The sequence below is a fragment of the Centipeda flueggei ATCC 43531 genome (assembly GCF_000160695.1).
Lineage (GTDB): Bacteria > Bacillota > Negativicutes > Selenomonadales > Selenomonadaceae > Centipeda > Centipeda flueggei.
This window is the reverse complement of record NZ_GG694007.1, coordinates 126,003-138,354: the sequence shown is the minus strand read 5'-3', so window position 1 is coordinate 138,354 and position 12,352 is coordinate 126,003. Positions and strand designations below refer to the sequence as shown.

Annotated in this window: 12 protein-coding genes and 2 tRNA genes; 4 read left to right on the top strand and 10 right to left on the bottom strand. The window is 54.4% G+C overall.

Features of this window, described 5'->3' with window-relative positions:
* Positions 1-57 precede the first annotated feature (57 nt).
* From HMPREF0908_RS06225 to HMPREF0908_RS06215, 3 genes are all read left to right on the top strand, one after another.
* Entirely contained in the window at positions 58-1,773 is a 1,716-nt protein-coding gene (locus HMPREF0908_RS06225) for a protein bicaudal D homolog (RefSeq protein WP_245522921.1), read from the top strand.
* Positions 1,774-1,989: 216 nt separating this feature from the next.
* A tRNA-Thr gene (locus HMPREF0908_RS06220) sits at positions 1,990-2,065 on the top strand.
* A 144-nt stretch (positions 2,066-2,209) separates the two neighbouring features.
* A complete protein-coding gene (locus HMPREF0908_RS06215) occupies positions 2,210-3,088 on the top strand; it encodes a DMT family transporter (protein WP_006690605.1) in 879 nt (292 codons plus the stop codon).
* Between the two features lie 7 nt (positions 3,089-3,095).
* Here the strand turns inward: HMPREF0908_RS06215 and HMPREF0908_RS06210 are convergent, their stop codons facing one another.
* The 8 genes from HMPREF0908_RS06210 to HMPREF0908_RS10660 all read right to left on the bottom strand — a co-directional run bounded on the left by HMPREF0908_RS06210 (position 3,096) and on the right by HMPREF0908_RS10660 (position 9,649).
* The gene (locus HMPREF0908_RS06210; RefSeq protein WP_006690604.1) at positions 3,096-3,743 is read right to left on the bottom strand and encodes a hypothetical protein; all 648 of its coding nucleotides are present in this window, start codon (positions 3,741-3,743) and stop codon (positions 3,096-3,098) included.
* A 227-nt stretch (positions 3,744-3,970) separates the two neighbouring features.
* Entirely contained in the window at positions 3,971-4,696 is a 726-nt protein-coding gene (locus HMPREF0908_RS06205) for a hypothetical protein (protein WP_245522920.1), read from the bottom strand.
* 326 nt (positions 4,697-5,022) lie between these two features.
* On the bottom strand, positions 5,023-5,655 hold the full coding sequence (locus HMPREF0908_RS06200) for a hypothetical protein (protein WP_006690601.1): 633 nt from the start codon (positions 5,653-5,655) through the stop codon (positions 5,023-5,025).
* 62 nt (positions 5,656-5,717) lie between these two features.
* Positions 5,718-6,230, bottom strand: a complete 513-nt coding sequence (locus HMPREF0908_RS06195; RefSeq protein ID WP_006690600.1) for a hypothetical protein — start codon at positions 6,228-6,230, stop codon at positions 5,718-5,720.
* A gap of 332 nt (positions 6,231-6,562) precedes the next feature.
* A complete protein-coding gene (locus HMPREF0908_RS06190; protein WP_006690599.1) occupies positions 6,563-7,744 on the bottom strand; it encodes a hypothetical protein in 1,182 nt (393 codons plus the stop codon).
* A 46-nt stretch (positions 7,745-7,790) separates the two neighbouring features.
* Positions 7,791-8,525 carry an NAD-dependent protein deacylase gene (locus HMPREF0908_RS06185; protein ID WP_006690598.1) on the bottom strand — a complete coding sequence of 245 codons (735 nt, stop codon included), beginning with the start codon at positions 8,523-8,525 and terminating at the stop codon, positions 7,791-7,793.
* A 107-nt stretch (positions 8,526-8,632) separates the two neighbouring features.
* Complete coding sequence (locus HMPREF0908_RS06180) at positions 8,633-9,289, bottom strand: hypothetical protein (protein WP_006690597.1); 657 nt, start codon at positions 9,287-9,289, stop codon at positions 8,633-8,635.
* A gap of 153 nt (positions 9,290-9,442) precedes the next feature.
* Positions 9,443-9,649: a hypothetical protein gene (locus HMPREF0908_RS10660; protein ID WP_006690596.1), complete on the bottom strand. Its 207-nt coding sequence runs from the start codon at positions 9,647-9,649 to the stop codon at positions 9,443-9,445.
* A gap of 213 nt (positions 9,650-9,862) precedes the next feature.
* On the opposite strand from HMPREF0908_RS10660, the gene HMPREF0908_RS06175 reads away from it, so the two are divergent.
* A complete protein-coding gene (locus tag HMPREF0908_RS06175; protein ID WP_006690595.1) occupies positions 9,863-11,290 on the top strand; it encodes an aldehyde dehydrogenase family protein in 1,428 nt (475 codons plus the stop codon).
* Between the two features lie 52 nt (positions 11,291-11,342).
* Here the strand turns inward: HMPREF0908_RS06175 and HMPREF0908_RS06170 are convergent, their stop codons facing one another.
* Positions 11,343-11,831: a pyridoxamine 5'-phosphate oxidase family protein gene (locus HMPREF0908_RS06170; protein ID WP_040572548.1), complete on the bottom strand. Its 489-nt coding sequence runs from the start codon at positions 11,829-11,831 to the stop codon at positions 11,343-11,345.
* Positions 11,832-11,889: 58 nt separating this feature from the next.
* Positions 11,890-11,965, bottom strand: a tRNA-Ala gene (locus HMPREF0908_RS06165).
* Between the last annotated feature and the right edge of the window lie 387 nt (positions 11,966-12,352).

The following is a 12,352-nucleotide window of genomic DNA, read 5'->3' as shown; positions in this document are numbered from 1 at the left end:
TTGATGAAAAGGAGAATTTATGAAGTGGTTCATTTTGTTGATGGGAGGAGGATATGTATGACAGTATCGATGGAACGAATTGAAATGAAGATTGCATCTTGGCAGCCATCTGATAAAGCAGATGAGACACTTGTCGTAAAAGTAAATCCCTTTCGAAATTTGCTTGAGATGATTACGTTCTACCATGGAGTTGCGGAACGAAATAATCCAGACGAACTGGATGCCTTTCTTGACAATGAGTTTTCAAAAAACAGGGATAAGTATCCAAAACTTGTCAATGTGGAGGACATGAACGGCTTTATCATACATTCTGTTCTTGATAGTTTATCTGAGGACAACAGTCAGACGAAAAATGAAGCATGGATGGATTTTGATGTGGACGCACTTGAGAAAGTCCTGCGCAATCCATTTTTTGAAGAATATAACAAGAAAATTATACATAGAGGAAATCGCCTTAAGGAGGAGAAGGTCCTTTGCGTAAAAGATACCGTTAAGGTATGTGCCTGTGCAGAAGATTTTACGCCCGACTTACACGGGATTACCGTATGTGCCAGGGACTACGGCCTATTGGAACTCTATACCTATACGAGACTGCAGGCGCAGGCGGCATGCGCTCTTTCGGATGATCGAACAAATATGATGTGGCATCTGTGGTGCTATCAGGATCTCATAGAGCAGATCTATGAAAATCGATTTTATGACTGTATTGCAATGGTATACAAAAAATATGGAAAAGAATGGTTTGCACATTCAAGATATGGCAATCAGGGGTTGGATCCGATTCTATACAAATGGGCATCTTACGGTGTCTTTGCCACACGCGAAATGGAGCAGGGCGAGGCGCGGCAACTGAAACATGATCTTGTTGACTTGTTGAGTGAATTTATTCTCTCATTAGCTTTGGCTGATAGAATTGAGTCTAATACAGAGCTTGTTGACTATATTAAGGAAAGTATTGCAAATTTTGATACGTTGGATCAGTCACTCCTGCAGAAGAAAATAGAACATTTAGAGCACGAAAATATTCAAATCAAAAAAGACTATGAAACGCTGCGGGAAAATTACGAAATCCTGCGTACACAGATTGAGCAGCTCCAGGCAGATGCGACGCGCACGGACGAGGAGAAGATCGAGGCGATTCTCAAACGTATCTATGCCTTTATGCCGGAGGACATCAGCTTCGACCAAAATACATATAAGTTTTCAGACATATGGGAGCGTTTTGCACCAGTGACACAAAAGGATATAAAAACATCTCTGGCCATATACGACCAGCTAAAAACGCCTGATTTGGCAGCATTTCTCTTCGTCAGTAGTCTGGATCGTGAGATGAATCGGAATTTTTTTGAGCCGTTTAAGAAAAGTGCGGCGTTCGGCAGGATCAAGAACAGGTTCTGCTCCAATAGTAAATTGTTGGACGTACACAAAGCACTTGCCGATTCTGCCCGCGGTGTGACGCTCGGCAATATTCCTTTTATCAAGAAGGCAATTCTCTCGCAGCAGTCCTTGCGCGACAGTGAGATCGTTGCGGCATTTGCCAAATTTCTCGGGAAAGAGAGGGCATCCTTTTGCGGTATATGTGACGCCATTGAGAAATATCGATTAGGCGCGAAAAAATACACTGTTGTCAAGCTTCGCAATGGGCTCGCACACGGAGATGAGGAGGTAAAGACGGGCTGTGACGAGAATTGCTATAGCGACCTGACAAAGATGCTCTACGAGCCACCGATACAGATCATGTTTTCCATTATAGCACATTCGAAACGGATATAATATCTGGGGAAGCCCTGATAAATTCAGGATCGGCATCTTGACACATTTTTTGTTCCAGCTGAATCGGTCAATCTTCCACATAGTGCTTACCATAATACTATGCACGCATTTCATGATCTGTGTCGGCCGCTCATATATGAGCGAAAAAATTTATTTCCAGGGTTGACAGGAGGTCACTGCTCGGGTATAATTCCACTATCGCCTGAAGGGCGGCATGCTGATTTAGCTCAGTTGGTAGAGCAGCTCATTCGTAATGAGCAGGTCGTAGGTTCAAGTCCTATAATCAGCTCCATTTGAAACGCAGAGGCTTCCGAGAGATCGGAAGCCTTTTTTCTTGCCTGTGAGCAGTTCACATATTTTGTCATAATAGAAGAAGGGATGAAAGGGGCAGAGGGAGAAGTAGGAAAGCACAGATTGCGTACATAAAGGAGCAGTGATGATGCAGGGCCGTGTCTATTTCTATGCCGTCAGCGCAGTCCTCATGTGGTCGACGACGGCGGCACTGGTGAAGAGCCTCCTCACGGCGATCCCGACGTATGAGGCACTCTTTGTGAGCAGTCTCGCGGGCGCGCTCTTTCTCATTGTCATGCAGCTCGTGCGCGGCGGCGGGCGCGTGTTTCGTGCCTATGATGTGCGCGGCTATGCGGCGATGGCGGGGCTGGGCTTTCTCGGGATCTTCCTCTACTCGGGGCTCTACTACTACGGGCTTTCGCAGCTCACCTCGCAGGAGGCGTGCATCCTCAACTTCCTCTGGCCGATGATGATCGTCCTCTTTGCGGCGTTTCTCCTCGGGGAGCGGATCACCGTTCGCACTGCTGCCGCCCTCCTTCTCTCGTTCTCGGGGGTCGTGGCGCTCACGCTCGGCGGCGAGGGGCACGCGAAGGGCAACGCTGTCATGGGGATGATCGCCTGTATCCTCGCGGCGGTCTGCTACGGCCTTTTCTGCGTGCTGAACAAGCGGCGAAACCTCGATCAGACCGTGATGATGGTCGTGGCGTGGGGCGTGACGGCACTGTGCTCGCTGCCCGTGACGCTCATCATGGAGGAGTGGGTCACGCTCTCGTGGACGCAGTGGGGCGGTCTCCTCTGGCTCGGGATCTTCATTGATGCCGTGGGCTATCTCTGGTGGGCGATGGCGCTCCAGCAGGCAACGAACTCTGCCGCCGTCGCGAATCTCGCCTACGCCGTGCCGCTGCTCTCACTCGTCGTCTCCGCCCTTACCCTCGGCGAGCGCATGACGGGGGCGGCGCTCCTCGCCCTCGTGCTCATCATGGGCGGGATCCTGCTCCAGAATGTGCGGCGGGGGCGTGGATAGACGAGGCTTACTTTGTATCGATCATGCGCCAACGAACGGATGAGAACATGGTGTCGAGCATATCATCAGTGGTCTCGCGGTCATCGGCTCTGTATTCAAACATGACAATCCAATCCTCTGTGTCGGTACAAACGAAGAGATATTCCATCTTAAAAATATGCCACTCCCCGCTTTGAAACCGATAGGGATACATGACGGAAACACGTTTGACAGGAGTGCTGCCCAGTCGTAATGATTCACTGCGCAAAACGGTCCAATTTGCTGTATCATTGTCGGTGAGGCGATCCAGTGCTTTTTCGATGACCTCCTCTCGGGATGGGCGGGAGAGGGGGGCGTCATTTGACGAAGGAGGCTCGTAGAGTCGGTGGAAGAGGGCAAAAGCGATGTGTTCATTCTTGCTGGTGAGAAAATATTCATCGGAATCTCTATACCTGCGAAAAGGTCTTCTTACATCAAACGGCAGACTGATGTACAGTGCATGCCCCCGATCCTTGAGCACATTGTCGTGCAGTCCCCATGACGGGGGAACGTCTTCTGTGCCCTCGCCCGTAAAAAAGAGCACCTCATCGCCAGCGCCTTCCGTCTGTGCCGAGACGGTCGGCATGAGCAGGAGTACAGTGCAGATGGTCAGCGCATAGATTGTTTTGATGGACATAATAGGCTTCCTTTCGTGTGCCCCGGGAACCACGGCTGAAATGAAGTTGGTTGATCGGCGCAGACGTTTTCGTCCGAATGAGGTAAAAAAAGGGACGCACAGCAAGGGCTGCGTGCAGAATTTTCCGTGGAAGCATGGAAAAATGTGTCAAGAGAGGCTGTCTGAATGTATCCGCCGTTACCCTCAGCGAGCGCGTGACGGGGCGGCACTCCTCGCCCTCGTGCTCATCATGGGCGGGATATTGCTCCAGAATGTGCGCCGGAGGCAGGGGGCTCTTTTATGTCGGTGCTGATTTTTGCAGAGTCTAGGAGGTCATCTGCGTGATCGGCAATCGTATTGTCGTGCGCGTCATAGACCAACTGGACGAGCCAAATATTGTCTTTATCAGAGAGAAAAAGTCCGTCTGCGATTACGTCCCGTCCGTTTTTCCGCATATAAATGCTGAACCGATGTGCCGGATTGCCGCTTTGTATCAGTGATTCGTCACGGCGCACCTCCCAGACACGCGCCTTTTCCGGAGCTGTCACACTGTCCCTAAAGCCTGCAATTGTCGCGTTGAATCGCTGTTCGATGGTAGATTCCTGTTCTGCAGAAGACGGCAGAAAATGGGAGACCGTTACAACGAGCGGCAGGAGAGCACCGTCGTTTTGAAAGGAAGGGTTGATAAAAGTAGTGGGGCCTGTGTAGCTGGGATGGTAGGAGAATGGCTGCGTGTATTGCGGAAGATTCATCGTCAGGACGGCGTCGTTGTGGTGAAATTTTGTTTCTTTTACACCGAGCAGAGAACGTAACGCAGCACCATCTTCTGCTGATGTTGCTAATAATATGGAGTCCGTATCCTGCTCTATCCGTAATCCTGCTGTATCCATATCAGGCTTCATTTCTGCCGAGACGGTCGGCATGAGCAGGAAAATGGCGCAGATCAGCGGCGCAAGGTTCTTTTTGAGGGACATGTCGGTATTCCTTTCGTGTGCCCCGGGCACTACGGCTGAAATAAAGTCGGTTGGTTGGCGCAGATTTTTTGTCTGAACGAGATGGGCAACTGGATACGTGCTTCCCTTTCGGTGATCCATGTATCTGTCTTGCCGCGGATGAGCAGGATCTCAGTGATGATGTTTTGGCCATGATGGAGAGCCCGCACGGTCAGCCGCCGTGCGGGACAGCCGTTCTGATGTTGGCATTCGTCGCGGAGAATTTCTCGCTTCCCTGCGGGGCGGTCAGAATGCCATGGATCGCCCGGCGGCATGAGCCCTGAGACTGCGGCGGTGGAAGCTCCTGTTTACTTCGATGTGCGCGGTGCGCTGAAGATAGAGACCCTCCCGGGCGAAGCGGATGTGAGGATGGTGTCGATGCTCTCACCGAGTTCTTTCTCGCTCGGCGCGGATGTGTAGACGGCCTCGATGTTCCACTCACCGCGGTCCGTGAGGACGATCAGCGTGTCGTAGATCGTCTGCGCTGCATCGCCTTCGGTGCGGACTTGCGTCAGGCGTCTTGCCAGGCGGCCGTCGATGGTGAGTGTCTCGTCGCGTGTGGTCTGCGTGCCTGTGGGACGCGCATGCTCCTTGGTGTAGCGGGCAACGCTCTTTTTCAGCTGTTTGGGGCTCGTCGGATCATACTGAGCGGTGCCGGTCGGGTTGGCGAAGGGAACGTGCGTGACACGCAGCGTCAGGGTGCGGTCTTTGTATGCACCTTGGAAGCTCTCGCAGGAAAAGACCTGCTGACCGGTCTCCTTCCGCTCCGATTTGAACTCGCCGGGCGGGAGCACGAGCTCCAGTGCATCACCGCGGTCCGTGAACGTTGACGCGCGCAGCTCGAGCAGCAGCGGATTGAGCGCGACCTCTGCGTGTGCCGTTCCGGCAAGCAGAAAGAGCATGAGGATCAGAATGTGTACAAGAAATTTTCGGCTGAACATGGGAACGACCTCCTTTGCATATGCGTACTGCCTCCGATAGAAACAGCGCGCGGATGTGGATATTATTTTTCTTCGCTTTTGCTGATCGTTACGGTAGATAGAAGGCTGGCTGCGTGGTAGGGAATAACCGGATCACTGGTGTCGTACATCAGCTGGATGCTCCATATGTCGTCTTTGAAGGAAAGAAACAGGGCATCTGTGATGATTTCCCGTCCGTTTACCAATGATCGTATCGTTAGTCGTCGTGCCGGAGAACCATTTTGCAGCAGGGATTCATTGCGCTGTAGTTCCTTCTCATGCAGCTTTGCAGATGTCATAATGCTGTCGGAAAATCCAGCAACTATTTCGTCCAAGCGTTGATCTGCCGTTTTTGAGGCGGTGTCTGGCGTAGGAAAGAAGTGAGAGAGTACCATGGCCAACGCCAGAGGCGTTTTGTAGTAGTTCGCGAATTGATTGTTGATAAAGACGGTGTCGCCGTTGCGAAGATGCTGTCGGACGAACGGTGTATCCGTCGAGGGGATGTCCATCGTTAGGACAGAGCCGCGGCCGTGGAATTCGCCAATTTTGACGGACATAATGGGGGTGGTCGGTTCAGGGAAATGACGCACTTCCTCCGATGTTGACTCTGTATTGGCGTATGACTGGATTTCTGCATGCACTGGTGCGCAGGCAAAAAGACATAGGGACGTAAGACATAGCAGCACTATTTGTCGGAACATTTACGAATTCCTTTCTCTAACGAAACGCGGCTGGAATGGAGTCGGCTGGTCGGCGCGGACGTTTTCGTCCGAATAAGGTGGAAAAAGGGACGCACAGCAAGGGCTGTGTGGAGAATTTTCCGTCGAATCACGGAAAAACGTGTCAAGGGAGGCTGTCTGAATGTATTTGTGATTTTCTTGGCAGGTTCCTATGCGCCGATTTTTATGGAGGATAAGAGAACGGGGACAAGCTCCGCCAGGACCGTGTCCTCTGCATAAAAGGTCAGCTCTGCGATCCATGTATCTGTCTTGCCGCGGATGAGCAGGATCTCGGTGATGATGTTTTGACCTTGATAGTGCGCCTGCACAGTCAGCTGCCGTGCAGGGCAGCCGTTTTGGGATTGGACGTCGTCGCGGAGGATCTTTTTCTCGCTTCCCTGCGGGGAGGTCAGGATGCCTTGGGTCAGTAGCGCCGTTTGTTCGTTCAGGCGCTCCTCCATGGAGCCGCTCGTTTGCCCTGCGTCCGTATCGGGCGTATGGATCAGCACGGCGGACAGGGCAAGAGGTGTGTCATCGTGTGAGAAGCGGTTGCTGGTGAAGAATGTGCCCTCCGTGCGCGAGGTGTCGACGGAAAACGGCACCCCAGAGGTTGGCAGCTGCATTGTGAGAGCGCTGCCGCGGTCGCGGAGTGTTGTCGTGCTGAGCGCGGGGGAAGATGCATCGCCGTTCTCAGCGGCTCTTTTTGTGAACTCGACGGGCTGTATGCCGTCCGTGTGAACACGAGGCTCTGTCGCCTCGGCAGAGCTGAGTTTGACAGAGGTCAGTATCGTGTCGATACGCCTTTCCTGCTGTGCGCCCGGGGCGTGGCACAATATACTGATGCGCCAGATCCTCCCCTCGTCAGCAATGAAGAGAAAGTCACGCCGCGCAGCACCCCCGTTATAGGAGAGGCTGATCATCCATGCAGGATGTTTGTCCTGTGGGAGCAAATATTCACGGATGATGCGGGGGGCGGAATTGGACGCGGGGATGGTGGAAATAAAATTGTGCGCATAGTCGGAGAGCTGATTTATCGTATTGCCGTCCTTGGAAAAGGCGGCATTTTCTTCGCAGGAGATTCCGATGTAGAGAGCATCACGGGCATCCCCTGACGAGAATGTGTTTCCGACAAATCCAAAATCGTTTCCCTCCGATTTCGTCGAAAAACGTCCCAGCTGGCAGTATTCGAGCGGCGGCAGCTCGATTGTGAGGCGTGCGCCGAATCCCTCCAGTGTCGTTGCCTGCAGAGATGCTGCCCCCGGGGTGGTCTCTGCCTTTTCCTGTGCCGAGACCGTTGCCGCAGCGAGGAGAAGAGCGCAGACGGTCACTGCGAGAATCTTTCTGATGGACATGGAAATCACCCTGTTTTGTGTCTGTATTGCTGTGTGCAGGGGCGGATCAGCGCGGTTCGGGCAGTGCCGCATGGAGCGTCGCGCCGATCGGTGCGCGGATGACGAGCTCGGCACGGCGGTCGGCACGCGTCTCGCTCTTGTTGATGAGGACGATATGTTCGCCGCGGAAGTAGTCGATCAGTCCCGCTGCGGGATAGACAATGAGCGACGTGCCGCCGATGATGAGCGTGTCCGCCGCGCGGATCGCCGCGACAGCCCCTTCGATCGTTGTGGTATCGAGACTTTCCTCATAGAGCACGACGTCGGGGCGGACAGTGCCGCCGCAGGAGCAGCAGGGGATGGGCGTGTGCTCCATGATGTAGTCGAGCTCGTAGTGCGCGCCGCAGTCCATGCAGTGTGCGCGTCGGATCGAGCCGTGCAGCTCGTAGACAGTCTTGGAGCCTGCCGCCTGATGGAGCCCGTCGATGTTCTGTGTTACAATCGCCGCGAGATGTCCGCGCCGCTCGAGCTCTGCGAGCGCGGTGTGACCCGCGTTCGGCGCAGCATCGAGATAGACGAAGCGCCGCCGATAGAAGTCAAAGAACTCAGCAGGATGTGCCATGAGGAAGCTGTGCGATGCCATCTGCTCGGGACTGAACTCCTGATGCAGCGTCTCACTGTATATCCCGCCCGCACTGCGAAAGTCGGGGATCCCCGACTCCGTGGACATGCCCGCCCCGCCGAAGAAGACCGCACGGCGGCTGCTCTCCAGGATTTCTTTGAGTCTTGCGATCTTGTCCATGGGAGGCCTCCTTTTATTTTGCAGGATTATGGTTCAAAATCCTTGATGGGATGAAATCTCTCAAAGTGCATGGCGGCTTTTTCATCCGATGCGCGCGGGGGGGCGAATTATTCCTCGAAAGATTTTGTCGGCTGGAATCCGTCGAAGTGGATCACGGGCTCTGTTGCATTTGAACGATCAATTTTTATGGAGGAGAATATCGTATCAATGCGTGTACTCTGTTGGGGTTCAAGGATATAATAGAGGATGTCAATGCGCCATTCCCTGTTGTCGGCAGCAACAAAGAGAAGGTCGCGTCGAATGGCTTCGTTTTCATGTGCGATTCGAATCAGTCGTGCAGGGTGTCCGTCCTGTGACAGGGATATATCTTGGGAGATATGAGAGGATTTTGATTTGAGCATAGGCATATTGGCAATAAAGCGGTCCACATTTTCATTGAGACGGTCGGCGGCAGTTTTATGCGCAGACGATGCTGGGAAATTCTCGCTTGTGATGCCGAGGTAGATTTCTCTTGTGCTGTCTGAGGCGGGGAATGTGTTCCCAATAAATCCAAACCCGTCACCGGGGGACGGCGAAAATACGCCAATGCGATAGGCTTCGATTGGCGGCAGTAATATTGCGAATCGTGTGCCGAATCCTTCAAGTATTGCCGCCTCCAGCGGTGCTGTCCAGGGCTCTGTGTTCTCTTTGTTTTCTGCCGATGCTGTCGATACCAGAATGGAAACCGTGCATATGGCTGACATGAGAATCTTTTTGATGGACATAAAATCCTCCTCTGATACACTTCCATGTGTGTGTTATTTTCCTGCACCCTTGCCCTCATTCTACCGAAAGCAGGGGCGAAATGCAATGCGTTCTGCGGTAAAAAAATGCCTGCGCCCGTGGGGCACAGGCGGAAAAGGGAGGGCGGAACGATGTTATGCGTCGAGGTCGATGTCAAGGATGCCCGCTGCGTAGGATGCCGCCTCATAGCGCTGAATGAGTACATGGTTGTGTCCGCTGGCATCCATATCGATGTCCTTGGGCGCGGTCTCGAGCTTTTTGAAGTCCTTGGCCGCGCCGTTTTTCGGCTCAGCGAGGCAGTTGTTCTTACCGTTAATTGCTGACGAGTGATAGTGTAGCAAAAGTAATGGGAGACAGCGTAAGGAGGGGATTATATATTGGTAAAAATCTGAAGACGCCTAATTCCTTGATTTTTGGAAGAGGCGTGTCTATAATGAAAAACAGCTGACATGAGCCGCGCGGGGGTCTATCGAAAGCGCGGATGATGAACCTTCTGGACGATTTTCTGCGGGGCGGCGCGGTTCCTGTGCCGTCTGCAGAGGGAGGACGATGAAATGAAGACAGTCGAGATGCTCATTGACGGTGTACGTGTCGCAGGCGAGGGGACGCTCCCCGTCTATCACAAGGCGACCGGCGAGGTGATTGCGGAGATTTGCACGGCAGGGGAAAAGGAGGTGCGCGCGGCGGTGGATGCGGCGGAGCGCGCCTTCCACACGGTGGAGCTCAGCCCGTACGAACGTTACGAGATCATCATGCGCGCGGCAAATCTCATGCGCGAACGGCGTGAGGAGTTCGCAGAGGCACTCTCGGCCGAGGCGGGCAAGCCCATCCGCGACGCACGCGGTGAGATCGACCGCTCCTATCAGACCCTTATCCTCTCTGCCGAGGAGGCAAAGCGTCTGCGCGGGCAGACGGTGCCGCTCGCGGGGGCGCCCGGCTGCGGCAATCGGATGGCGTTCACCATTCGCCGTCCGCTCGGCGTGGTCTGTGCCATCACGCCGTTCAACTTCCCTGTCAATCTCGCCGCGCACAAGATCGGTCCGGCACTCGCGGCGGGCAATACGGTTGTCTACAAGCCTGCCTCGGCAACGCCCCTCACGGCGTCGCTCCTCTGTGACGTATTTGTCGAGGCGGGGCTGCCTGCGGGCTGCCTCAACCTCGTCTACGGCGCGGGCAGTGCGGTCGGACGGCTGCTCACGGCGGACGAGCGTATCCGCATGTTTTCCTTTACCGGGAGCGTCCCCGTCGGCAAGGCGCTCCACGAGGCGGTCGGGTTTCGCCGCATCTCGCTCGAACTCGGCTCGAACTCGGCGAACATCGTCCACGAGGATGTTGACGATGTGGCATGGGTCGCGGAGCACTGCGCGCGGCATGCGTTCGTCAACGCGGGGCAGGTCTGCATCTCCTGCCAGCGCGTCTATGCCGCACGCAGCATCTATGAGGCGTTCTGCCGCGCGGCGGTCACGGCGGCGGAGGATTTCCGCAGCGGCGACCTCATGGACGTGCACACGCAGATCGGCCCGATGATCTCTGTGCGCGAGGCAAAGCGTATCGAGGCGTGGGTGCATGAGGCAGAGGCGGCAGGTGCGCGCGTCCTCACGGGCGGCACACGGCGCGGTGCGTTCTATGCGCCAACCGTGCTCACGGATGTCACCCCAGAGATGAAGGTCGTCTCCGAGGAGACATTTGCCCCCGTGTTCAGCATCATTCCCTACGACACGATCGAGGAGGCCGTACGCATGGCGAACGACACGCGCTACGGCCTGCAGGCGGGCGTCTTTACGCGCTCGCTCGCTGTCGCGAACTACTGCGCCGAGAACCTCGAGGTCGGCGGCGTCATCATCGGTGACGGCGCGACCTTCCGCATGGACAATATGCCCTACGGCGGCGTCAAGGACAGCGGCGTCGGCCGCGAGGGTCCCGCCTATGCCATCCGCGAGCTGACGGAGGAAAAGCTCATCGTGCTGAACGTCGAGGGATAAAGTTTTCATAGAAAAAGAGCAGCCGTCGTGCGGCTGCTCTTTTTGCTGTCCGTTATTCTTTTCCGACGAGCTCCTTGCCCTGTTTGCCCGTGATATGGACGATGGTCATTTCGAGCATGTGGAATCGTTTCCATGCGCCGTCGATTTCGCGCGTATGCTGCTCCTCCGTGTTGTGCGGAGCATATTTGAGGGCGAGCTTGCGCGCAGTCGCCCGTTTTTCCGCATCATCCTCGACGATGCGGATGCGTCCGAACACGACAACACTGCGGTATGCCGTGGTGTATTTTTCGGGGATGATTTCATCGCGGTCGATGACGGCGAAGGAGACATTTGGGTTCTGCTGGAGGGCATCGACCTTGTGTCCCGTTACCGCCGTGTGAAAGTAGATGTGCGTGCCGTCGTAGACGTAGCTGATGGGGACGGCGTACGGGAACTCCTCATCACCCGCGAGGGCGAGAACGCCCGCTGTATTGCGGTGCAGGATTTCCTCGGTCATTTCCTTTGTGAGCTCTTGGCGTTTGCGGCGCATCGGTCGGAACATATTTTTACTCCTTATGCAAAAAGGAGGTATCCATGTGGATACCTCTTTGTCATCGAGATGGTGGAGACGAAGAGGATTGAACTCTCGACCCCCAGATTGCGAACCTGGTGCTCTCCCAGCTGAGCTACGTCCCCATGACTGACAGGGGCTATTATAACCCGTGCGGGAGGAAAATGCAAGCGAATTTTTTACACGAGGAGAGGATAGACACTATGTTCGCTGTCGTGCTATACTGAATGTGTTGCCGCCTCCAATACCGGCACCGAAAGGAGGTGTGCCGATGGAGCTTTTCACATCGTTTCTACTTTCTGTTATGGCAGGCATAGTCACCCACTATGTCTGCAAATGGCTGGACGGAGAGTAACGGCAATCAGCCTGAGGTTTCTTGAACTCTTTCCTCGTGTCGAATAAGAGAGCCCCCGCAACGGCAATTGCGGGGGCTTTTTCTGTGCAGATGGTTTCACATCGTTTCTGCGTACCCTTATTATACCACAAACAGCGGCAGAATCAAGGCCTAAGGG

Coding starts and splice junctions, on each gene's coding strand:
- HMPREF0908_RS06170 (WP_040572548.1), bottom strand. CDS start 11,831: ATGTTCCGACCGATGCGCCGCAAACGCCAAGAGCTCACAAAGGAAATG.
- HMPREF0908_RS06225 (WP_245522921.1), top strand. CDS start 58: ATGACAGTATCGATGGAACGAATTGAAATGAAGATTGCATCTTGGCAG.
- HMPREF0908_RS06190 (WP_006690599.1), bottom strand. CDS start 7,744: ATGTCCATCAGAAAGATTCTCGCAGTGACCGTCTGCGCTCTTCTCCTC.
- HMPREF0908_RS06195 (WP_006690600.1), bottom strand. CDS start 6,230: ATGTCCGTCAAAATTGGCGAATTCCACGGCCGCGGCTCTGTCCTAACG.
- HMPREF0908_RS06200 (WP_006690601.1), bottom strand. CDS start 5,655: ATGTTCAGCCGAAAATTTCTTGTACACATTCTGATCCTCATGCTCTTT.
- HMPREF0908_RS06175 (WP_006690595.1), top strand. CDS start 9,863: ATGAAGACAGTCGAGATGCTCATTGACGGTGTACGTGTCGCAGGCGAG.
- HMPREF0908_RS06205 (WP_245522920.1), bottom strand. CDS start 4,696: ATGTCCCTCAAAAAGAACCTTGCGCCGCTGATCTGCGCCATTTTCCTG.
- HMPREF0908_RS06215 (WP_006690605.1), top strand. CDS start 2,210: ATGATGCAGGGCCGTGTCTATTTCTATGCCGTCAGCGCAGTCCTCATG.
- HMPREF0908_RS06185 (WP_006690598.1), bottom strand. CDS start 8,525: ATGGACAAGATCGCAAGACTCAAAGAAATCCTGGAGAGCAGCCGCCGT.
- HMPREF0908_RS06210 (WP_006690604.1), bottom strand. CDS start 3,743: ATGTCCATCAAAACAATCTATGCGCTGACCATCTGCACTGTACTCCTG.
- HMPREF0908_RS06180 (WP_006690597.1), bottom strand. CDS start 9,289: ATGTCCATCAAAAAGATTCTCATGTCAGCCATATGCACGGTTTCCATT.